The 21732-nt window shown below is 61.0% G+C and carries 17 protein-coding genes and 2 rRNA genes; 15 read left to right on the forward strand and 4 right to left on the reverse strand.

Annotation, left to right across the window (positions count from 1 at the left end; genetic code table 11):
- Positions 1-66: 66 nt before the first annotated feature.
- Positions 67-3185: ribosomal RNA gene (locus tag AAFP32_RS05090) — 23S ribosomal RNA — on the forward strand.
- A gap of 165 nt (positions 3186-3350) precedes the next feature.
- Positions 3351-3469: ribosomal RNA gene (gene rrf / locus AAFP32_RS05095) — 5S ribosomal RNA — on the forward strand.
- A 227-nt stretch (positions 3470-3696) separates the two neighbouring features.
- Here rrf and AAFP32_RS05100 read toward each other — a convergent pair.
- Complete coding sequence (locus AAFP32_RS05100) at positions 3697-4350, reverse strand: GNAT family N-acetyltransferase (RefSeq protein WP_350270886.1); 654 nt, start codon at positions 4348-4350, stop codon at positions 3697-3699.
- 140 nt (positions 4351-4490) lie between these two features.
- Between AAFP32_RS05100 and gdhA the strand changes: the two genes are divergently transcribed.
- Complete coding sequence (gene gdhA, locus AAFP32_RS05105) at positions 4491-5837, forward strand: NADP-specific glutamate dehydrogenase (protein WP_350270887.1); 1347 nt, start codon at positions 4491-4493, stop codon at positions 5835-5837.
- Between the two features lie 142 nt (positions 5838-5979).
- Here gdhA and AAFP32_RS05110 read toward each other — a convergent pair whose 3' ends face one another.
- Positions 5980-6495 (reverse strand): flavin reductase family protein, encoded by a 516-nt coding sequence (locus AAFP32_RS05110; RefSeq protein WP_350270888.1) that lies wholly within the window; start codon positions 6493-6495, stop codon positions 5980-5982.
- A 31-nt stretch (positions 6496-6526) separates the two neighbouring features.
- Here AAFP32_RS05110 and AAFP32_RS05115 point away from each other — a divergent pair, with 31 nt between their 5' ends.
- Both AAFP32_RS05115 and AAFP32_RS05120 read left to right on the forward strand, forming a co-directional pair.
- Positions 6527-6781, forward strand: a complete 255-nt coding sequence (locus tag AAFP32_RS05115) for a DUF3039 domain-containing protein (protein WP_092102889.1) — start codon at positions 6527-6529, stop codon at positions 6779-6781.
- On the forward strand, positions 6782-8563 hold the full coding sequence (locus tag AAFP32_RS05120; protein ID WP_350270889.1) for a DEAD/DEAH box helicase: 1782 nt from the start codon (positions 6782-6784) through the stop codon (positions 8561-8563).
- Positions 8564-8622: 59 nt separating this feature from the next.
- On the opposite strand, the gene AAFP32_RS05125 is transcribed toward AAFP32_RS05120, so the two are convergent.
- Positions 8623-9942, reverse strand: a complete 1320-nt coding sequence (locus AAFP32_RS05125; protein ID WP_350270890.1) for a nicotinate phosphoribosyltransferase — start codon at positions 9940-9942, stop codon at positions 8623-8625.
- Between the two features lie 52 nt (positions 9943-9994).
- Between AAFP32_RS05125 and clpS the strand changes: the two genes are divergently transcribed.
- The 10 genes from clpS to AAFP32_RS05175 all read left to right on the forward strand — a co-directional run bounded on the left by clpS (position 9995) and on the right by AAFP32_RS05175 (position 19848).
- Positions 9995-10300: an ATP-dependent Clp protease adapter ClpS gene (clpS, locus tag AAFP32_RS05130; protein ID WP_101620002.1), complete on the forward strand. Its 306-nt coding sequence runs from the start codon at positions 9995-9997 to the stop codon at positions 10298-10300.
- A gap of 3 nt (positions 10301-10303) precedes the next feature.
- On the forward strand, positions 10304-10879 hold the full coding sequence (locus AAFP32_RS05135) for a DUF2017 family protein (protein WP_350270891.1): 576 nt from the start codon (positions 10304-10306) through the stop codon (positions 10877-10879).
- Positions 10876-11697, forward strand: a complete 822-nt coding sequence (locus AAFP32_RS05140) for an MBL fold metallo-hydrolase (RefSeq protein WP_350270892.1) — start codon at positions 10876-10878, stop codon at positions 11695-11697. Before AAFP32_RS05135 ends, AAFP32_RS05140 begins: the two co-directional genes overlap by 4 nt.
- Positions 11698-11743: 46 nt before the next feature.
- Positions 11744-12466 carry a ribonuclease PH gene (gene rph / locus AAFP32_RS05145; protein WP_350270893.1) on the forward strand — a complete coding sequence of 241 codons (723 nt, stop codon included), beginning with the start codon at positions 11744-11746 and terminating at the stop codon, positions 12464-12466.
- Positions 12463-13068, forward strand: a complete 606-nt coding sequence (rdgB, locus tag AAFP32_RS05150) for an RdgB/HAM1 family non-canonical purine NTP pyrophosphatase (protein WP_350270894.1) — start codon at positions 12463-12465, stop codon at positions 13066-13068. The genes rph and rdgB overlap by 4 nt, the downstream gene beginning before the upstream one ends.
- A 166-nt stretch (positions 13069-13234) precedes the next feature.
- Positions 13235-14737 carry an ABC transporter substrate-binding protein gene (locus AAFP32_RS05155; protein ID WP_350270895.1) on the forward strand — a complete coding sequence of 501 codons (1503 nt, stop codon included), beginning with the start codon at positions 13235-13237 and terminating at the stop codon, positions 14735-14737.
- 13 nt (positions 14738-14750) lie between these two features.
- Complete coding sequence (locus AAFP32_RS05160) at positions 14751-15698, forward strand: ABC transporter permease (RefSeq protein WP_350270896.1); 948 nt, start codon at positions 14751-14753, stop codon at positions 15696-15698.
- A complete protein-coding gene (locus tag AAFP32_RS05165) occupies positions 15695-16597 on the forward strand; it encodes an ABC transporter permease (RefSeq protein ID WP_350270897.1) in 903 nt (300 codons plus the stop codon). The genes AAFP32_RS05160 and AAFP32_RS05165 overlap by 4 nt, the downstream gene beginning before the upstream one ends.
- Entirely contained in the window at positions 16590-18395 is a 1806-nt protein-coding gene (locus tag AAFP32_RS05170; RefSeq protein ID WP_350270898.1) for an ABC transporter ATP-binding protein, read from the forward strand. The genes AAFP32_RS05165 and AAFP32_RS05170 overlap by 8 nt, the downstream gene beginning before the upstream one ends.
- Before the next feature lie 52 nt (positions 18396-18447).
- Positions 18448-19848 carry an amidase gene (locus AAFP32_RS05175; protein ID WP_350270899.1) on the forward strand — a complete coding sequence of 467 codons (1401 nt, stop codon included), beginning with the start codon at positions 18448-18450 and terminating at the stop codon, positions 19846-19848.
- A 119-nt stretch (positions 19849-19967) separates the two neighbouring features.
- Here AAFP32_RS05175 and AAFP32_RS05180 read toward each other — a convergent pair whose 3' ends face one another.
- Positions 19968-21653, reverse strand: coding sequence for a hypothetical protein (locus AAFP32_RS05180; RefSeq protein ID WP_350270900.1), 1686 nt, complete (start codon positions 21651-21653; stop codon positions 19968-19970).
- Between the last annotated feature and the right edge of the window lie 79 nt (positions 21654-21732).

The following is a 21732-nucleotide window of genomic DNA, read 5'->3' on the forward strand; positions in this document are numbered from 1 at the left end:
TTTTCTTGTGAAATCCGAAAGTGTTTTTTTCGCGCACACAATTATCGACTGACTTCATTGTGGTTGGTATGAGTGTGTAAGAGCGCATGGTGGATGCCTTGGCATCAGGAGCCGATGAAGGACGTGGAAATCTGCGATAAGCCTCGGGGAGCCGATAAACGGGCTGTGATCCGAGGGTGTCCGAATGGGGAAACCCCGCCACATGAGAGTGTGGTGACCCGCATCTGAATATATAGGGTGTGTGGGGGGAACGCGGGGAAGTGAAACATCTCAGTACCCGTAGGAAGAGAAAATAAAATATGATTCCGGGAGTAGTGGCGAGCGAAACTGGAAGAGCCTAAACCTTGTCAGTGTCAAACGTGCTGGTGTTGCTGGCTTGGTGTTGTGGGGTATGCGTGTTCGGTCCAGCATGACCGGAACGTTGATGTGTGCTGCGTGTAGTCGAAGCTGGTGGGAAACAGTACCGGAGTGGGTGAGAGTCCCGTAGACGAAACATGTGGCCCCAACGTTGTGCATATACCCGAGTAGCACGGTACTCGTGGAATGTCGTGTGAATCTGCCAGGACCACCTGGTAAGGCTAAATACTTCCTGATGACCGATAGCGGATAGTACCGTGAGGGAATGGTGAAAAGTACCCCGGGAGGGGAGTGAAATAGTACCTGAAACCATGTGCTTACAATCCGTCAGAGCCTCCTTGTTGGGGTGATGGCGTGCCTTTTGAAGAATGAGCCTGCGAGTTAGCGGTGCGTGGCGAGGTTAACCCGTTGTGGGGTAGTCGTAGCGAAAGCGAGTCCGAATAGGGCGTTTCAGTCGCGTGTCCTAGACCCGAAGCGGAGTGATCTAGCCATGGGCAGGGTGAAGCGTGTGTAAGAGCGCGTGGAGGCCCGCACCCACTTCAGTTGAAAATGGAGGGGATGACCTGTGGTTAGGGGTGAAAGGCCAATCAAACTCTGTGATAGCTGGTTCTCCCCGAAATGCATTTAGGTGCAGCGTTGCGTGGTTCTTGCCGGAGGTAGAGCTACTGGATGGCTGATGGGCCCCACCGGGTTACTGACGTCAACTAAACTCCGAATGCCGGTAAGGTTCAGCGTGGCAGTGAGACAGTGGGGGATAAGCTTCATTGTCGAGAGGGAAACAGCCCAGACCATCAACTAAGGCCCCTAAGCGTGTGCTAAGTGGGAAAGGATGTTCAGTTGCGAAGACAACCAGGAGGTTGGCTTAGAAGCAGCCATCCTTAAAAGAGTGCGTAATAGCTCACTGGTCAAGTGATTGAGCGCCGATAATGTAGCGGGGCTAAGTACACCGCCGAAGTTGTGGCAGCATCCTAATAAGCCGTAATGGTGGGGTGTTGGGTAGGGGAGCGTCGTGCTGGCAGTGAAGTCGCCGTGTGAACGAGTGGTGGAGCCGGTACGAGTGAGAATGCAGGCATGAGTAGCGAAAGACGGGTGAGAAACCCGTCCACCGGATGACCAAGGGTTCCAGGGCTAGGCTAATCCGCCCTGGGTAAGTCGGGACCTAAGGCGAGGCCGACAGGCGTAGTCGATGGACAACCAGTTGATATTCTGGTACCGACGCATAACCGTCAATACCAAAACACGTGATACTAACCATGTCACATGCCCGTGATGTCTTCGGATGTCTGGTTGGTGTGTGGTGTGGGACCTGAGTGTGGAGTCGGTAAGCGCGAGGTGTGACGCAGGAAGGTAGCCAGGCCACGCGATGGTAGTCGTGGTCTAAGGTCGTAGCACGTGGGGGTAGGTAAATCCGTCCCCACATTGAGTGTGAGAGCTGATGGGCGCCCCATTTTGGTGGGGTGATCTGGTGATCCTATGCTGCCGAGAAAAGCATCGGCGTGAGGTTGTGTGTTGCCCGTACCCTATAACCGACACAGGTGGTCAGGTAGAGAATACTAAGGTGATCGAGAGAATCGTGGTTAAGGAACTCGGCAAAATGCCCCCGTAACTTCGGGAGAAGGGGGACCATCCCGGTGAAGCCAACTTGCTTGGTGATGTGCTGGTGGTGGTCGCAGAGGCCAGAGAGAAGCGACTGTTTATTAAAAACACAGGTCCGTGCGAAGATGTAAGTCGATGTATACGGACTGACGCCTGCCCGGTGCTGGAAGGTTAAGAGGACTCGTTAACCCCTTGAGGGGGGTGAAGCGGAGAATTTAAGCCCCAGTAAACGGCGGTGGTAACTATAACCATCCTAAGGTAGCGAAATTCCTTGTCGGGTAAGTTCCGACCTGCACGAATGGCGTAACGACTTCTCTGCTGTCTCAACCACGAACTCGGCGAAATTGCATTACGAGTAAAGATGCTCGTTACGCGCAGCAGGACGGAAAGACCCCGAGACCTTCACTATAGTTTGGTATTGGGATTCGGTGTGGTTTGTGTAGGATAGGTGGGAGACTGTGAGACCTTCACGCTAGTGGGGGTGGAGTCGTCAAGTGAAATACCACTCTGACTATACTGGATTTCTTAACTTCGGACCCTGATCGGGTTCAGGGACAGTGCCTGATGGGTAGTTTAACTGGGGCGGTTGCCTCCTAAAGAGTAACGGAGGCGCCCAAAGGTTCCCTCAGCCTGGTTGGCAATCAGGTGTCGAGTGTAAGTGCACAAGGGAGCTTGACTGTGAGACGGACGTGTCGAGCAGGAGCGAAAGCTGGGACTAGTGACCCGGCCATGGCTTGTGGAAGCGTGGTCGCTCAACGGATAAAAGGTACCTCGGGGATAACAGGCTGATCTTGCCCAAGAGTCCATATCGACGGCATGGTTTGGCACCTCGATGTCGGCTCGTCGCATCCTGGGGCTGTAGTCGGTCCCAAGGGTTGGGCTGTTCGCCCATTAAAGCGGTACGCGAGCTGGGTTTAGAACGTCGTGAGACAGTTCGGTCCCTATCCGCTGCGTGCGTAGGAAATTTGTGGAGGCCTGTCCTTAGTACGAGAGGACCGGGACGGACGAACCTCTGGTGTGCCAGTTGTACCGCCAGGTGCATGGCTGGTTGGCTACGTTCGGGAAGGATAACCGCTGAAAGCATCTAAGCGGGAAGCCTGCTTCGAGATGAGATTTCCAACCCCACTTGTTGGGGGTGAGGTGTCCTATAGATTATGGGTTTGATAGGCCGGGTATGGAAGCATCGTGAGGTGTGGAGTTGACTGGTACTAATACGCCGATCACTCATACAATCCTTTATTGTGGTTGGTGTGTGTGAGTAACATTTGTAGGGTTTCACGAGACGTTTTTAACGAGTCACGTTATGTGTGGTGTTCGCGTTCGCTGTACGGTTCTTGGACCGCTACTGACTCTTTGAGGACTGTGTGTTCTTGGGGTGGTAGTTGGTTTGTTGGTTTTGCGGTGGTGATAGTGGTGGGGAAACGCCCGGTTAACCGTTCCGATCCCGGTAGCTAAGCCCATTCGCGCTGATGGTACTGCAACTTGGTGGTTGTGGGAGAGTAAGTGACTGCCGCAATATTCTTTGAGAGTTGAGGCCATCCCCTTTTTGGGGGTGGCCTCTTCTTGTATGTGGTGGGGGAGTTTCGTTCCTGTTGGCCGTGGCGGCGGGTGGGAGCATTCCTCCCCTTCGACCATTCACAGGCGAGTCGGCGGCACAGAACCACTATCGCGGGCAGGGAATCACCATCGATGAACCCCTGCCTCGCAGGTCATCGGCTGCGCCTCAGGTTATTGGCTACACCTTCAAGGAGGGTCGAGTCCCAGGAACCGGCGAACCACCTCTGTCCCGGCAACCTCCACCGGCTTCGCACCGCGGACAATGTCCGAAGCTGCCATAATCATCTGGTGTTCGGTGTGAGCCAGCCCGTCTTGCGCGACGATGGACTTCACCCCGTTGGGGGAGTAGCCGAGCTTCTCTGAGACCCTGCGGCTGGCGTCATTGCCCTCAAGATATTCGGAGTGGAAGACTGCGGCATCGAAACAGTCGGCAAACGCTGTCACCGCAGCCCTCCTCATCTCGGTGCCGTACCCTCTGCCCTGCTCGTGCAGGGACAGCCAGGAGCCTGTTGATACCGATCGGGTACGCACGAAGTCCTTGGCACTCAATCCCTGTACGCCGACAACACGCCCGTCAACCCTGACGGTGAGCTCGATGGTCCAGTCTTCGGCTCGGAAATTCGCCCTCGTACTCCACTGATACTGTGCGATGGACCGAGCGATATCCGTCCGAGTACCCGAATCCCAATTGACGAGAAAGGCTGGTCGGTCGTGGCGGCGCACGCCGCCGTCTGCGATGACGGCCAATTCCGGATAGTCGGACTCACGCACCGGCGACAACTGCATATCGCCGCACCGGATTCTCAAGGCAAACGGTGGCCAGACTTCTTCTAAATCCATACGATGAGTCTAGCGGCGGAGGCCGTGACGCATCTTTCCTCACCGACGCCCGCATTATACCAATCGTGCTTTCCAACACCGTACTGTCCATTATTCGGGCGCATCAGCTCATGTTATGCAGGTCACGGTAAATTGGCCCCATGAGCTTACATCCATCACTGCAGCCAATCTTCGACACGGTGCTCCACCGCAATCCCGGAGAGTCGGAGTTTCATCAAGCGGTACAGGAAGTTCTCCATTCCCTGGGCCCTGTCGTTGACAAACACCCTGAATACCTCGAACTCTCCACTTTCGAGCGTCTCTGCGAACCAGAACGGCAGATCATCTTCCGGGTGCCGTGGATCGACGACCAGGGCGTTGTCCAGATCAACCGAGCATTCCGCGTGCAATTCAACTCTGCTCTCGGCCCATACAAGGGTGGGCTGCGCTTCCACCCCTCGGTGAATCTGGGAATCGTCAAATTCCTCGGCTTCGAGCAGATCTTCAAAAACGCGATCACCGGACTGCCCATCGGCGGTGGCAAAGGCGGCTCTGATTTCGACCCGAAGGGCCGCAGCGACCTCGAGGTCATGCGCTTCTGCCAGTCATTCATGACTGAGCTCTCTCGACATATCGGGGAATACCGAGACGTTCCGGCCGGCGACATCGGTGTCGGCGGGCGCGAGATCGGCTATCTGTTCGGTCAGTACAAACGCATGAGGAACGAGTACGAAGCTGGAGTCCTGACCGGTAAGGGCCTCTCATACGGCGGATCCATGGTCCGCACGGAAGCCACCGGGTTCGGTGTTGTGTACTTTCTCAAGGACATGCTCGCCGCTGCGAAGAAGAACATCGACGGACGCACCGTCTCGATCTCCGGATCGGGAAACGTGGCTGTGTTCGCCGCCGAGAAGGCCACAGCCTTCGGCGGTACCGTCATCACCATGTCAGACTCGAGCGGGTTCATCCATGACCCGGACGGCATCGACACGGACATCGTCAAGCGGATCAAGTTCGAAGAACGCGGTCGCATCTCCGATTACGTCGACGAACGTGGAGGACGTGCCACCTACCATGAGGGCGGAAATGTCTGGGAAATCGAGGTCGACGTCGCACTGCCCTGCGCCACTCAGAACGAGCTCGATGCCGACTCAGCCCGAACTCTCGTCCGCAACGGAGTCATCGCCCTTGCCGAGGGAGCGAACATGCCGTGTACGCCCGAGGCCGTGAAGACCTTCTCCGATGCCGGCGTTCTCTTCGCCCCGGGCAAGGCGGCCAATGCCGGCGGTGTGGCCACCAGTGCACTGGAAATGCAGCAGAACGCCAGTCGCGATACCTGGGACTTCGACTTCACCGAAGCCCGGCTGGCAGAGATCATGGGCGACGTCCACGACAGTTGCGCTGCTGCAGCCGCAGAGTTCGGCTCACCAGGCGATTACGTTGCCGGCGCCAACATTGCAGGCTTCATCCGTGTCTCCGAAGCGATGCTTGCACAGGGCGTCGTCTGACCTCAGCGACAAGTCGCAGACAGACAAGGCACAGACGCCAGCCGGGACTGATCGGCGCACAGCGGCCCTCCGATTCTCAGTCAGCTTCACACGGAGCTAATGAGAGTTCGGAGGGCCGCTGGCTTTCACCCGAAGGCCCGGGTCAGCGAGGTCCCATCGTTCCGTAGGCCTTGCGCCACCTCAGCAGTGGTTTGTCCTTGCTGCTGTGCGCGCCAGCCCCCACCGATACGACCTCTCCGACGACGAGGCTGTGCGTTGCCACTTCGAGCATCTGCGTGGTCCGCAGTTCGAACCAGGCGATCGCGTCCGTGAGCACAGGCTGCCCCGAGTGCGGAGCGGGAAACGTATCGATGCCTTTCAGCGAACCGTAGAGAGGCTGGCCGGACGCACCCAGCCGCTCGGAGATGTCGCGTTGGGATGAGTTGAGCAGGGAGATGGCGTAGTGCTCACTCATCTCCAAGGTCTCCATCATCCGTGATCCGCCGTAGACGCTGACTGCCATCGTCGGCGGATCATAGGACACGTCGAGGAATGAGTCGACGGTGATCGCGTGCAAGGCGTTGCCCCGCTTGGCCGAGACCACAGCCACTGCGGCAGCAATATCGTCGCTGAGTTCGCGATAGCGTTCTGTGAGGGAGTCCTCGTGAGTTCTGTCCATGGCACTCATTCTAGGGAACTACAATGGAGCCATGACCTATCCAGCATCAGGTGGTTCAGCAACAATCGAGCGTGAGCAGTCCGAGCAGCGTGTTGAACCCGGAGACCACGAACGTTTCAGCCACTACGCACCTAAAGACAAGATCATGGAATCCATGGTCACGGGCACACCGCTGATTGCCCTGTGCGGAAAGGTGTGGGTGCCGACCCGAGACCCCGAGCGGTTCCCTGTATGCCCGCGATGCAAGGAAATCTACTCAACAATGTCTGAAGGACCCAAGGAGTAAATGGCCGCGGAACGTCTCCCCGGGACCTCCGCCGCCGAACAACTGCCACCGGCCTTTCCCGAGCGCGCTGCTTGGGGAACGGCCGGAAAGTTGCGCGCCTGGCAGGCTGAGGCCCTGGAACAGTATTTTCGGGATCAGCCGAAGGACTTTCTCGCAGTCGCGACACCGGGCGCAGGCAAGACGACATTCGCTCTGCGGGTCGCTGCCGAGCTGTTGGCGCAACGCGTCGTCAATAGAGTCACCGTCGTGGCACCCACAGAACACCTCAAGGTGCAGTGGGCCGATTCCGCCTCACGCGTCGGCATCAAACTCGACCCGCACTTCAAGAACGCCCAAGGCAAACATGCCCCCGGCTATCACGGTGTGGCCATCACCTACGCGCAGGTGGCTGCCAAGCCCGTGCTGCACCACAACCGCACCGCGGCGGGCCGCACTCTCGTCATCCTCGATGAGGTCCACCACGGAGGTGACGCACTGTCCTGGGGTGATGCAGTTCGGGAGGCGTTCGGTCCGGCAGTGCGCAGACTCTCCCTGACCGGCACCCCCTTCCGATCGGATACCTCACCGATCCCATTCGTCACCTATGCCCCGGACGAAAACGGTATCCGAACCTCGGTGGCAGACTATTCCTACGGCTACGGTCGGGCACTCAAGGACTCCGTGGTCCGCCCCGTCCTGTTCCTCGCCTATGCCGGTGCCATGTCCTGGCGGACCAGAGCCGGTGATGAGATGTCCCACGTACTCGGCGAAGAGACGACGAAGGACATCAACTCTCAGGCGTGGAGGACTGCTCTCGACCCGGGCGGCGACTGGATACCGGCCGTGCTCAAGGCCGCCGACCGGCGTCTGACAGAGGTGAGACGGACCGTGCACGACGCCGGGGGCCTCGTCATTGCCACAGACCAGGACAACGCCCGTGCCTATGCCAAGGTGCTGCGCGAGCTCACCGGCGAGGCACCTACTGTCGTCCTCTCCGACGAAGCAGGAGCTTCGGCACGGATCGAGAAGTTCCAGAATTCCACTGATCGGTGGATGGTCGCGGTTCGCATGGTTTCCGAAGGTGTCGACGTGCCGCGCCTGTGCGTCGGGGTCTACGCGACCTCCTCAGCGACTCCACTGTTCTTCGCTCAGGCCATCGGACGTTTCGTGCGTGCGCGCAAACGCGGTGAAACCGCTTCCGTGTTCCTGCCCTCCGTCCCGATTCTCCTGGCGCTGGCCAACACGATGGAGGTCGAACGCGACCACGCCCTCGACCGACCGAAGAACGAGGATGAGAACGATGTCGTCGTCTTCGACGACCAGGCCATGGAGCAGGCGAACCGTGAAGAGGGCGCCTCTGACCAGCTGGGTTCCTTCGAGGCATTGGGCGCCGAGGCGCTCTTCGACAGGGTGCTCTTCGACGGTGGCGAGTTCGGCACGGGCGGAGCAGTCGGCTCTGAGGACGAACTCGACTTCATAGGCATTCCCGGGCTGCTCGAACCAGACCAAGTCCACGAACTGCTGCGGACACAACAGGCGCGTCAGGCGAAACGCAAGACTGCTGCGGCACCACCGGCACCAGAAACCGAGCCCAGCGAGCTCGATCACCGGGCGATGAAGGAAGAGCGCAATCAGCTTCAGAGCCTCGTCGGCGCTTGGTCTCGGCGAACCGGTTCACCCCACAAGACCGTCCACGTCGAACTGCGCAAGGCCTGCGGGGGACCGGCCGTGGCACAGGCGACCCGGGAGCAGATACAGGCGCGGATCGCAAAGCTCCAAGGCTGGTTCGTCGGCAAGAAATGACGTCCACTGCGTCTATGCAGGCAGACGGACCGACCTCAGCTCAACTGACTCGGTCCCGATCATTTGGGATAGAACACTGTGGGGATCGCCGGTTCGCCGTCCTGCATACGCCTGGCCGAACGCGGCAGCTCGGCCAAGGACTCGTCATGCCGAGCGCAGGCCTTCGTGACCCCGGCGGCGCCGATATAGGTCTCATTGACCTCACCGTCGACGACGAGATCAACGGTCAATGACCTGCCATCGCCGAGGTCGTCTGGCAGCGTCGGGATGCCGACGGCTTCTTCGACCGCGATCGCACCATCGATGAGGCGCAAAGCGTCCTTGTGCCCTCCACGTGAGGGTTTGCCGGTGGAGTTCTTCGCCACCGAGGTCCATGCCCCCGACTCGTCGGCGCGGGCCACGAGCTTGTAGACGAGCCCGGCGGCCGGAGCGCCCGAGCCTGTGACCACTCGTGTTCCGACACCGTAGGAATCTACGGGGGAGGCAGCGAGAGCAGCGATCGCATATTCGTCGAGATCACTGGTGACCGTGATCGTCGTATCATGAGCGCCGAGACGGTCGAGGCCCGCACGGACTTCACTGGCCTGTTCGACAAGGTCGCCCGAGTCGATGCGCACCCCACCCAGATTCTCACCTGCCAGGCGGACCGCCGTCGCCAGCGCCTCCTCGACGTCATAGGTGTCCAGGAGCAGAGTCGTGTCTGTGCCCAAGGATTTGAGCTGAGCGGCGAAGGCCTCCTGCTCCGAATCGTGGAGCAGCGTGAAGGAGTGGGCAGACGTGCCGATCGTGCGCAGACCGTACCGGAGCCCGGCGGCGAGATTCGACGTCGACGCGAAACCGCCGATGACGGCCGCGCGGGCAGCGGCGACCGCGGCATGTTCGTTGGTGCGGCGACCGCCCATCTCCGCGCAGGGTCGATCTCCTGCAGCCTGAGCCATGCGCGAGGCCGCCGAGGCGACCGCACAGTCATAGTTCATCGCTGAGAGGATGAGCGTCTCGAGGATGACCCCTTCTGCGAAGGTGGCTTCGATCGTCATCAGCGGGGAGCCTGGGAAGTAGATCTCACCCTCCGCATACCCACGTATGTTGCCGGAGAAGGAGTAGTCAGCCAACCAGTCGATGGTTCTCGAATCGACGATCTGCTCGCGGCTGAGAAACGAGAGCTCCTCGTCGCCGAAGCGGAAATCCCGGAGCATCTCCAGGATGCGGCCAGTGCCGGCAACGACTCCGTAGCGCCGGCCGGCAGGCAGGCTGCGACCGAAGACTTCGAACAGGCTCCTACGGTGAGCGGCGCCTGATTCCAGTGCTGCCTGGACCATCGTCAATTCGTACTGATCGGTGTAAAAAGCCGTCGAAGCGGTCCGTGTGAGATCACTCATAGGCGCGATACTACGTCACGACAGCGTCAGTGTTCTGCCGTAAGGTGGAAACGTGAGCAATCCAACGACTCCAGTTCTGGAGCCGGAGGTCGACATTCGACCGGCGACAGAACAGGCGAAGCCATGGAAGACCGTCGTCTTCAACGACCCCGTCAACCTCATGAGCTACGTCAGCTACGTCTTCCAGGCCTACTTCGGATATTCGGCCGAGAAGGCTCAGTCGCTGATGCTTGAAGTCCATGAGAACGGTCGCTGTGTCGTTGCCACAGGCGGACGCGAAGCCATGGAGAGGGACACCCAAGCCATGCACGAATACGGTTTGTGGGCCGCGTGCCAACCTGAAACAGGATCCGACTGACATATGGCAGCAATTGACGCTCGTGGGGACGACGTCGTCCTCAAGCTCGAGGACAACGAACGATCCCTCATGCTCACCGTCTTCACCGATCTGGCAGCACTCCTGGCAGAAGACGACAACGAAGACGGTCGTCCCGACTCGGAGAACTGGGAAGCACGCCTCGGACTGGTCGAACGGCCGCGCCCCCAGGACCCGGCGCTGCTGCGACTCTTCCCCGACGTCGACCCGCTCGACGAGGAGCGCTCACAGGAGTTTCGGCGTCTCACCGAGTTCGACCTCCAGCAGGCGAAGGCCCACAACGTTCGAATCGTCCTCAACGGTCTGGCCAAAGGCTCCTCGATTGTTTTGAGCCACGATGAGGTTCTGGCATGGATGAAGGGGCTCAACGACCTACGCCTGGTGCTTGCCGTTCGCATGGGCATCGACACGGAGGAAGCCCAAGAGGAGAAATATGCTCACCGGGACGACCTCGACGAGTCCGAAGATCTCACACTGACCCTGTATGACTTCCTGACCTGGATTCAGGATCGACTCACCACCACCTTGCTCAGCGATCTGCCGGGGGACGACGACACATGAAGCTCACTGCCATCGGCACCGCCGGTTCCTTCCCCGGCCCCAACTCCGCAGCCAGCTGCTATCTCATCGAAACCGACGAGGAATCGCCGACGCGCATCGTGCTCGACCTCGGGTCCGGGGCGCTGAGCCCGTTGCAGCGTGCCGTCAACACGGATGGGCTGACCGCGGTCGTACTCAGTCATCTGCACCCAGACCACTGCATGGACATGACCGGCCTGTACGTCAAGCACTGCTACGATCCGAAGTTCTTCAACGGCAACATCTCCGACACCGGATCGATCCGCACCAGGACAAGCGTCCTCGCCCCGGCCGGCGCACAAGAACGACTGACCCGGGCCTACTACACGGACCCCGGGAAGTCCCCAGTCGCCGACAGCGGACATGATACCGACCTCAGCCATGCCTTCGACTTCGCCGACCTCGACCACGGGACCAGCCATCAGGTGGGAAGCCTGCAGATCGAATCCTTCCTCGTTGACCACCCGGTTGAGGCCTATGCCCTGCGGATCACAGACGCCAACGGCGCAGTGATCACCTACTCCGGTGACAGCGACGAATGCGACAACCTCGTCGAGGCCGCCCGCGGAGCAGACCTGTTCCTCTGCGAAGCTGCCTTCCAGGAAGACCGCGACAGCACTCGCGGCATTCACCTCACCGGCAAACGTGCGGGACGCGTGGCTCAGGCGGCCGACGCCAAGTCCCTCGTCCTTACCCATATTCCTTCCTGGACGGACTGCTCCATCGTCCGCGGTGAAGCCGCCCGCGAATACTGGGGACCCATCGAACTGGCCAAACCGGGCAACAGCTGGACCGTGTGAGGCACCGACCAGAACAGAACAGCACCGACAATGAAAGAGGCACACAGTGCGCGCAGACGGACGACTCGCCGATGAACTCCGCGAAGTGACCATCACCCGCAATTGGATCAACACTGCCGAAGGATCCGCCCTGGTGGAATTCGGCAACACCCGCGTCCTGGTTGCGGCCTCATTGACCGCGGGCGTGCCGCGCTGGCTCAAGGGGCAGGGCCGTGGCTGGGTCACCGCCGAATACGCGATGCTGCCGCGCGCCACGGACTCCCGCAACACCCGCGAGTCGGTCAAGGGCAAGCTGGGTGGTCGCACACATGAGATCTCGCGCCTCATCGGCCGCAGCCTGCGGGCTGTCATCGACCTCGAGAAGCTCGGCGAGAACACCCTCGTTCTCGACTGCGACGTCCTCCAAGCAGACGGCGGCACTCGAACCGCCTCGATCACCGGCGCCTACGTGGCACTCGCCGATGCGATCGACAGGGGTCGTTCAACGGGCATCATCCCCGCTGCGAACAACCCGATCAAGGACTCGATCGCTGCGATCAGCGTCGGCATCATCGACGGAGAACCCGTCCTCGACCTGCCCTACGTCGAGGACTCGCGTGCCGATACCGATATGAACGTCGTCATGACCGGCAGCGGACAGTTCGTCGAGGTCCAGGGCACTGCCGAAGGCGCACCCTTCGACCGTGAGGAACTGGGCCGTCTGCTCGACCTCGCTGCTAAGGGCTGCACCGACCTCACCGGTATCCAGGCCGAGGTGCTGGGCAGATGACCACGTTCGTGCTGGCCACCCACAACGAGGGGAAGAGACGCGAACTCCTCGCGATTCTACTCCCCGCCTTGGGGGAGGACACCCACGTCATGACCGCCGCCGAGGCGGGCCTGGGCGACATCCCGGAAACCGGGGTCACGTTCACAGAGAACGCCCTGATCAAAGCCCGAGCCGCAGCGCAGGCCACTGGCCGGACCTCCATCGCCGATGATTCTGGGATCGCTGTGGACGTCCTGGGTGGGGCGCCGGGAATCTTCTCCGCCAGATGGGCAGGCCGACACGGAGACGATCGGGCCAACCTCGAGCTTCTCCTCGCCCAGTTGTCGGACATTTCGAGCGAACATCGCGGGGCACAGTTTCGCTGCGCTGCCGCAGCAGTGACGCCGGACGGCCGCGAATTCTCAGCCGAGGGAATCATGCCAGGGCGCCTGGCCACAAGCCCATCGGGAGAGCACGGGTTCGGCTATGACCCGATCTTCATCCCCGACGGCGGTGACATCAGCGCGGCGCAGATGACACCGGAGGAGAAAAATTCCCGGTCACATCGAAGAGTCGCCTTCGACAAGCTCGCCGCAGTCCTCGCGGCACAGGCAGGACTGTGAGACCTGCCTGTGCCGTATCGCCGTTTCTCCAGCTGCGCCACGATATGAACACGGATGCTTCGAATGGTGAGAACTTCCGCTAAGCTGGCGAGGCTGGTGTGCGACAGCGCAGGACCGGCCGGAGAAGACGAATGAGCCAGCGTGGGTTCGTGAATTTGGGAGAGCGATGAAGACTTCGGGCATCAGAACGTGGATGGCAGCAATGGTTGCCTCGAGCCTGTTCATGGCCGGCTGTTCGGCAGGAGCCTCGGACTCCGAGGGGCAGGCGAAGAAGGATTCGATGACGATCGCGTTCACCGCTGAACCGGTCAACCTCGACTTCACCTCCACCTCGGGGATCGCCATTCCCGAGGCACTGATGGAGAATGTCTATGAATCGCTCGTCCGCGTCGACGGTGAGGGCGAGATCCAGCCGGGCCTGGCCCAGGACTGGGACGTGTCCGAGGACCGCAAGACCTACACCTTCCATCTGCAGAAGGGTGTGAAGTTCTCCAATGGTGCCGACCTCACGAGCGAGGATGTGAAGTTCTCCTATGAGCGAGTGCAGAATGATTGGAAGAACGCACTGAAGTCCAAGATGGACATCGTCGATTCGATCAAGGCTCCCGACGATCTCACCGTCGAGATCTCGCTCAAGAAGCCGTCCAATACGTGGCTGTTCAACCTCACCAGCCTCGTCGGAGCTGTCTTCGACACCGAGGGCACCGACGACCTGGCCAACAAAGCCATCGGAACCGGGCCCTTCGCCATCGAGAAGTTCACCCGCGGACAGTCGATCGACTTCACAGCGCGGGATGACTACTGGGGTGAGACACCCGGGGTCAAGAACGTCCAATTCAAATACTTCCAAGACGCGGTCTCTGCCTCGAACGCCCTGAAGTCCGGTGAGATCGACGTCGTCTCCAACCTCCAGGCCCCCGAACTGGCCGGAGAATTCCAGAGCAGCGACTACCAGATCATCTCGGGCACCACGAACGGTGAGGTCGTGCTCTCTATGAACAACGCGAAGGGCATCTTCAAAGACCAAAAGGCGCGCGAGGCGGTCATGCATGCCATCGACCGCAAGGCAGTCCTTGACACCGCATGGGCCGGCTACGGAGAGCTCATCGGCTCAATGGTCCCGCCGACGGACCCGTACTACGAGGATCTGACGGGAGTCTGGGACTACGATCCGCAGAAGGCCAAAGATCTCGTCAGAGAAGCCGGTATCGAGGGGGAGACGTTCGCCTTCACCGTGCCGAACCTGCCGTATGCGAAGGCGATCTCCGAAATCGTGTCCGCTCAGCTCAAAGAGGTCGGGCTCAAAGCCGATATCGAGACGCAGGAATTCCCGGCAGTCTGGCTGGACAAGACCTTCACCGAGCATAAGTTCGACATGTCAGTGATCAATCATGCCGAACCCCGTGACATCCTCACCGTCTTCTCCAACGACTACTACATCGGCTATGACGACTCCAAGATCAAGAAGATCGCGGAGAAGGCCGACACCGGTACGGAAGAGGAATACGTCTCAGGGATGAAGGAGATCGCGAAGACGATCACCGAAGACGCAGCCTCTGACTTCCTGTTCCTGTTTCCGAACCTCGTCATCGCGAAATCCGACGTCGCCGGAATCCCGGCCAACAGGGTCTCCGACGCATTCAGGATCGCGGATCTGAGCTGGAACTGAAGTACCCTCACCCATGATCATCTATGTGGCCAACCGTGCGATACAGTTCCTTCTGGCGCTGATCGTCGCCTCCGTGGTGGTCTTCGCGCTCATGAGCATCCTGCCCGGCAACGCCGCGCAGGTCGCATTGGGCACGAACGCCACACCTGATGCGGTGGCGGCGCTGGAGGCCCAGTACGGACTCGACCAGCCGCCGCTCATCCGCTACTTCAATTGGGTCATGGGCATGCTCACCGGCGACTTCGGAACCTCATATGTGACCGGGGCAGCGATCACCCCGGTCATCGTCGGCAGCGTCCAAGTCACCGGCATCCTCGTCATCGCCGCGATCTTTCTGGCGATCGTCATCGCCGTTCCTTTGGGCACCTTTGCGGCACTTGAACAGCGCAACTGGATCGGAGTCACTATCTCCGCGCTGAGCCAGATCGGCATCGCCGTGCCGAACTTCCTCGCGGCCATCATCCTCGTCATCGTCTTCTCCCTGACGCTTGGCTGGTTCCCCTCCCAAGGGTGGATGGCCCCGGTCGAAGGACTGGGCGGGTTCCTCATCCGCCTGGTGCTGCCTGTCGTGTCCCTGGCACTCGTTCAGGCCGCGATCCTCACCCGGTACGTGAGATCGGCGGTCCTCGACGTCATGCGCGAGGACTACATTCGCACCGCCCGAGCCAAAGGCCTGACTCGAACCAAGGCGCTGTTCGTCCATGGTCTGCGCAACGCCGCCATCCCCGTCATCACCGTGGCCGGGGTTCAGCTGGCAACACTCCTCGTCGGAGCCGTCATCATCGAACAGATCTTCGTCATCCCCGGCATCGGCTCCGAACTCGTTCGCGCAGTCGCCAACCGCGACCTCGTCACGGTCCAGGGCATCGTCATGGTCCTCGTCTTCCTCGTGCTCATCATCAACCTCATCGTCGACGTGCTGTACCCGATCGTCGATCCCCGGATCAGGAACGCGTCATGAGCGAGAATTCGAGCACCACCTCGGCGGGGGAGGCCTTAAAGGATCGTCGCAGACGTACGAAACTGAGGCTCAATGCTTCAATGGTCATCGGTGCCGTCCTCATCTTCGTCATCGTCGCGCTTGCTCTTGTGTCCTTTGTGTGGACCCCCTACGATCCCAGCGCCGTCGACCCGGTCGCACGGCTGCAGTCAGCAAGTCCCGAGCACCTGTTCGGCACGGACAAATTCGGCCGCGACACTCTGACCTGGATCATGTATGGGGCCCGGATCACCCTCATGGTCGGCATCGTGGCCGTCGGCATCGCCGTGCTCATCGGCACTCCCATCGGCATCATCGCCGCGGTCTTCGCGCAGTATCCGTGGGGCGTGTGGCTGAGCGCGGTGATCATGCGCGCCAACGACATCCTCCTCGCCTTTCCTGCGCTGCTGCTGGCGATCGTCTTCGCCGCCGTCTACCAACCCGGCACCGGGCCGGCCATGGTGGCCGTGGGAATCGCTGCGATCCCCGGGTTCGCCCGGGTCGCCCGTTCGGGCACGATGCAGGTGCTCGGCTCCGAATATGTCCGGGCGGCCAAGGCTTCGAACCGGAGTGCCCCGGCGATCGCCATCGTCCACGTCCTGCCCAACATCGCCGGTATGGTCATCGTGCAGGCCTCCGTGGCGTTCGCGATCTCCGTCCTCGCCGAGGCGGGCCTGTCCTTCCTGGGACTGGGCACACAGGCTCCCGTGCCCTCCTGGGGCCGGATGTTGCAGGAGTCCCAGCAGTTCCTGTCCACCCAGCCCGAACTTGCGCTGTGGCCAGGGCTGTTCATCGCACTCGCCGTGCTCGGGTTCAACCTTCTGGGCGACGGGCTCCGCGACCGATTCGACCCGAAGATGGAGGCCCGCGGCAATGGCTGAGAACCTGCTCGAGGTCCGTGACCTCACCATCACCCCTGCGGGCGCCGAGGCGCCTGTTCTCCACGATGTGTCGCTGAGTCTGGCACCCGGTGAGAGAGTCGGACTCATCGGCGAATCAGGATCGGGGAAGTCACTGACCGCGCAGTCTGTGATGGGACTGCTGCCCGAAGAGCTGCGGGCCCAAGGCGCTGTGTCTCTGCAGGGCTTTGCTGGAAACGTTCTTGAAGCGAAGGAGAAGACCCTCGCCAAGATGCGTTCGGACATCGTCTCCATGGTGTTCCAGGAGCCGATGAGCGCACTCAACCCGCTGATGCGCATCGGCGACCAGATTGCCGAGGTGCTGCGCATCCACGGTGAGGTGGCGCGCGGTGACATTCCCGGACGAGTCCTCGACCTGCTGACAAGCGTGCGCATGCCCGATCCGGACAGTGCCCGCTACGCCTACCCGCACCAGATGTCAGGGGGCCAACGACAGCGCGTGATGCTGGCAATCGCCCTGGCGAACTCGCCACGGCTGCTCATCTGTGACGAACCGACCACCGCACTCGACGTGACGGTGCAGAAGCACATGCTCGATCTCATCGCCGAACGCGTCGCAGCAGTGCAGGCAGGACTGCTGTTCATCACCCACGACCTGGCCGTCGTTGCCGGAGTCTGTGATCGGGTGATCGTCATGTACGCCGGTCGTATCGTCGAGACCGGCACCGTCCACCAGATCTTCACCGATCCCCAGCACGAATATACCCGTGGGCTGCTTGCCTCCTCCGACCTCGAAGCCACCGACACGCATGGGAAACTCTTCACTCTCAAAACCGCGCTGTCATACACCGGACCGGTCGATGGCGCCGGGTCGGGCGAGATGCCTGGGCATACCAACGAGGCAGAGCCTGCCAACGAGGCAGAGCCGGTCGAAGCAGATTCGACTGCTGCCGGCGTGCCAGCCGATGTGCGAGACCCCGCGTCCGCCTCGGCGAGGGAGATTGGCACAGCAGACGAATCCGCGCCGCTGATCGACGTCAGCGGAGTCTCGAAGCACTTCCGCTCGCGAGGACTGCTGCGACGACGGTCCCCGGTTCACGCACTCGATGACATCAGCTTCAGCGTCACTTCCGGCCAGCGCCTGGGAATCGTGGGGGAGTCGGGGTCGGGCAAATCGACCCTACTGACCATCCTCTCCGGATTGGACCGACCGACCTCCGGCCAGGTGAGGGTCGGCGACATCCGGGTGGAGTCAGCGAGCGCATCGGCGCTGAGGTCGCTGCGCGAGGATCTGCAGATCGTCTTCCAAGACCCCTTTGCCTCCCTTGATCCTCGTATGCGCGTCGAAGACATCGTCTCCGAACCCCTCATCGCTCGCGGTATGGCACGGGAAGAACGCCTGGCCAGGGTGGAAGAGATGCTGCTGGCCGTCGATCTCGATACGAAGGCCATGCGACGCTACCCGCACCAATTCTCCGGTGGACAGCGGCAGAGGATCTCGATCGCCCGGGCGCTGGTGACTCGGCCGCAGATCCTTGTCGCCGATGAGCCCGTCTCTGCTCTCGACGTCTCCGTGCGCTCCCAGGTCCTCAACCTGCTCACCGACCTCGTCGATGACTACGCGCTGACCCTGCTCTTCGTCTCCCACGATTTGGGTGTGGTCAAACACTTGTGCTCCGACGTCATCGTCATGAAGGACGGGCGCATCGTGGAATCCGGAGCGACCGAAGACATCTATGCCAACCCGCGCGAGGACTACACCCGCAAGCTCATCGCGGCCACCCCGAGTCTGGCCGGAGCGCTCGCCTCAGCCACCTGAATCCGACTCTGCGCCACTTCCTCAGCAGAGGCAATAGAAGAAAGGACGGCACTTGAGTCAGAACACGCTTGCCGACCACACAGCGGACGCCATGACCAGCGGCTACACCTCGGGAGACTTCACTCCCCTCGAGGTTCTCGCCGCAGTCGTGGAGAGAATGAACGAGTGCGAACCCGTTGTCAACGCACTCCACCATCGGGACGACGAACGCTCACTCGCCGCGGCAGAAGCCAGCGCTCAGCGTTGGCGCGAGGGCCGGTCCCGGGGTGCCCTGGACGGGGTGCCGGTCACGATCAAAGAGAACGTCGCACGAAGGGGAGTGCCGATGCCCAGCGGTCACGCCTGGGCCGAGGTTCCGGTGTCGACGCACGACGCTCCGATCACGCAGCGCCTCGAAGAAGCCGGTGCGCTCATCCTCGGATCGACGACGATGCCCGACTGGGGCATGCTCTCCTCCGGTGTCTCCTCACTGCACGGCATCACCCGTTCGCCCCTGGACCCGAGCCTCACCACCGGTGGATCGAGCGCAGGTGCAGGTGCCGCCGCCGCTGCCGGCTACGGCCCCATCCACATCGGCTCTGACATCGGCGGATCGATCCGTCTGCCCTGCACCTGGTTGGGACTGGCCGGCCTCAAACCCAGCTTCGGCAGGGTCCCGCTCGATGCCCCGTACATGGGACGATGCGCCGGGCCACTGGCCAGGACGATGCCCGACGTCAAGGCCGCGATGGACATTATCTCCGCCCCCGACGACCGTGACTACTCCCGCCTGCCTCAGCCAGTTTTTGAGACTCCCAGCCGTCCCGGCTTCGACCCGAAGGGGCTGAAGATCGGGCTCCAGCTCGATGCCGGATGTGGAGAACCCGTCAACCCGGAAATTGCGTCTGCCATCGCCGAGGCTGCCGAACGTTTCGCACGAGCCGGAGCCGTCGTCGACACAGTCGACCCCTTCATCGATGATGGGCTGCTGAGAGACATGGACCTGTTCTGGCGAGTCCGCTCATGGAGTGACTTACGCGCCCTGCCGGTGGAGGAACAGGCGCTCATCCTGCCCTACATCCAGCAATGGGCCCAGGGCGGGGCTGACGTCACGGGACTGCGGCTCATGGAGTGCTACCACAGCGTGCAGGAGATCAGACGTCGCAGTGTGGCAGCCACAGCGGCCTACGACCTGGTCATCTCGCCGGTCTCACCCGACGCAGCATTCCCAGCCGAACAGCCCATGCCCTACCCGAGGGTCCACGAACCGATGGGACACATCGGCTTCACCATGCCCTACAACATGTCAGAGCAGCCAGCAGGCACCGTCTTGGCCGGCTACACGAATGACGGTCGGACCATAGGCGCTCAGATCTCGGGTCGTCGCTTCGCCGACGAGCTCGTGATGGCGGCCGGGTCCTGGTTCGAACAGGCAGCGGATGTGCCAGCACCCGTGCGTGCTGCGATGAGCTGAAGGCGAGGACGTGAGGAGGGCCTGGGTTCTGCAGAACCCAGGCCCTCCTCAATTACGTTTTCCCACTCAGGCGCGACCACCTCGGCGAGGGCAGCGCCGCACGTCGTCGTTGACTCGAATCAGAAGTCGAAGAACTCGACCGAGAGCTTGTCTCCGTCGATCTTCACGCTTCCGGACACCGACAGCGTGTTGCCGTTGGAGAAGTACGACGAACCGGCCTTCGTGCCCTGGACAGTGAAGTCGAACTTGCCCGGCTTCTTGGTGAAGAACGAACCGGTGGTCGTGTCACCCGAACCGAAGCTCGCTTCCACCTTGGGCATGTCCTTCATGTCCCACTTGGCGGAGTTCTTCTTGGCCAGATCGGCCAGCTTCTTGTCGGTGCCGCCGACAGGGATCTCAGTCGGATCGAACTTGATGAATTTGCACTTCGGCTTGATGTCCTTGTTGTCGAAGCACTTCTTGAGCTCCTTCTCGACCTGTTTCTGAACTTCCTTCTGGAAGGCGCTCGTCGGGGCGAGATCAAGATTGAGCGTGATAGGCGACACCTCATCGTAGGTCGGTTTTTCACCTGGGGCGAAGGCCTGTGGGAAGTTCACCGCTGCCGTGTCCTTGGCTTCACCGACCCATTTGTTCTTGGGGATCGTAAAGTCATAGTTGCCCGGATACACAGCGAAGGACGTGGTGCCAGCCTGAGCCGTGTAATCCTTGCCGTTGACGCTGAGGCCATCAGATGCAGGGATGTCGAGCGCGATGACGTTGAGCGCAGGTCCGGTCAGTGACCATTTGTCGAAGAACAGATCCTGCTTGCCATCGTTCTTCGCCTTCAGCTCGACGTTGTACTTGGAGCCGTCGAGATCGTAGGAGACGATGACTGTGCCCTTGTCACCGTCGACTTTCGAGGACTCGACCTTTGCATTCTCGACCTTCGCCGAGGACGCGTCGGTGAACTTCCTGGACAGGAGGTCCAGATTCGTTCCCTCCGGACGAGGCGAGGGCGCGATCTTCTCAGCAGCAGCGAAGTCGCCCTTGCTCAACGATGACACGTAGTCTTCGGCAACTTTATCGGGGCCGTAGTTGTTCTTATTGACCGTGTTGACGACGAGGAACCCGACAAGGACGAGAACGATGACGAGGGCCACCGAACCCAGAGCAATGAAGAGAGGCATCCTGCTCTTCTTCTTGGGGCGAACATCGGCGCGCGTCGCGGTGGCTGCAGGGCCGGCGAACCCGGGAGCCGGCGCCGGCTGTGGGATCGCCTGGGACTGGCCCGGACCCGAACCCGTCCGAGGGGCAGCGGGACCTGAACCGGTCTGGTACTGGCCAGGATGACCTGTCTGGTAATGACTGGGCTGACCGGACGCCGGCTGATAGGACGAATCCTGTGCTGAGCCCGGCTGGTGCGGACCGCCCGGATAAGGTGCGCCACCCTGATACTGGCCACCTTGGTGGTGACCGGGTTGCTGCTGACCACCATTCTGCTGACCGCCGTTGTAGTTCGGGGCCTGATTCGAGGTTGCCTGCTGCACTTCGGGGCGCGGCGGCTGGTACTGCCCGGGTTGGTTCGGCTGGGATGGCTGATTGCTCTTGGTCTGATCGTTCGCCGTGAACGGAGGGGCCTGATCGTCGCGGTAGGACGGAGCCTGTTCGGGTCCACCGGCTGGCGCCTGCGGACCGGAGCTGCTGGTATCCACCGAATCATCAGTAGTGTTGTCCGCCGACGTCTCCGCACCGGATCCCGTTCTGTTGTTCTCGGGAGGGTTCTTAGGAGGCGGCGGGAAATTCGGTTCGTCGTTCCCGTTGCTCATCGTTGGATGCATCCTTCGTGTCTTCAAGCGTGTCCTGGCGCAATTGTACTTCCCACGAAAGAGAATCGCGTGGTCAATA

This window comes from Brevibacterium sp. CBA3109, from assembly GCF_040256645.1.
Taxonomy (GTDB): Bacteria; Actinomycetota; Actinomycetes; order Actinomycetales; family Brevibacteriaceae; genus Brevibacterium; species Brevibacterium koreense.

What these genes read in the sequence shown, in the direction of transcription:
- AAFP32_RS05100 (WP_350270886.1), bottom strand. Translation starts at nt 4,350, where the DNA reads ATGGATTTAGAAGAAGTCTGGCCACCGTTTGCCTTGAGAATCCGGTGC.
- gdhA (WP_350270887.1), top strand. Translation starts at nt 4,491, where the DNA reads ATGAGCTTACATCCATCACTGCAGCCAATCTTCGACACGGTGCTCCAC.
- AAFP32_RS05110 (WP_350270888.1), bottom strand. Translation starts at nt 6,495, where the DNA reads ATGGACAGAACTCACGAGGACTCCCTCACAGAACGCTATCGCGAACTC.
- AAFP32_RS05115 (WP_092102889.1), top strand. Translation starts at nt 6,527, where the DNA reads ATGACCTATCCAGCATCAGGTGGTTCAGCAACAATCGAGCGTGAGCAG.
- AAFP32_RS05120 (WP_350270889.1), top strand. Translation starts at nt 6,782, where the DNA reads ATGGCCGCGGAACGTCTCCCCGGGACCTCCGCCGCCGAACAACTGCCA.
- AAFP32_RS05125 (WP_350270890.1), bottom strand. Translation starts at nt 9,942, where the DNA reads ATGAGTGATCTCACACGGACCGCTTCGACGGCTTTTTACACCGATCAG.
- AAFP32_RS05135 (WP_350270891.1), top strand. Translation starts at nt 10,304, where the DNA reads ATGGCAGCAATTGACGCTCGTGGGGACGACGTCGTCCTCAAGCTCGAG.
- AAFP32_RS05140 (WP_350270892.1), top strand. Translation starts at nt 10,876, where the DNA reads ATGAAGCTCACTGCCATCGGCACCGCCGGTTCCTTCCCCGGCCCCAAC.
- rdgB (WP_350270894.1), top strand. Translation starts at nt 12,463, where the DNA reads ATGACCACGTTCGTGCTGGCCACCCACAACGAGGGGAAGAGACGCGAA.
- AAFP32_RS05155 (WP_350270895.1), top strand. Translation starts at nt 13,235, where the DNA reads ATGAAGACTTCGGGCATCAGAACGTGGATGGCAGCAATGGTTGCCTCG.
- AAFP32_RS05160 (WP_350270896.1), top strand. Translation starts at nt 14,751, where the DNA reads ATGATCATCTATGTGGCCAACCGTGCGATACAGTTCCTTCTGGCGCTG.
- AAFP32_RS05165 (WP_350270897.1), top strand. Translation starts at nt 15,695, where the DNA reads ATGAGCGAGAATTCGAGCACCACCTCGGCGGGGGAGGCCTTAAAGGAT.
- AAFP32_RS05170 (WP_350270898.1), top strand. Translation starts at nt 16,590, where the DNA reads ATGGCTGAGAACCTGCTCGAGGTCCGTGACCTCACCATCACCCCTGCG.
- AAFP32_RS05180 (WP_350270900.1), bottom strand. Translation starts at nt 21,653, where the DNA reads ATGAGCAACGGGAACGACGAACCGAATTTCCCGCCGCCTCCTAAGAAC.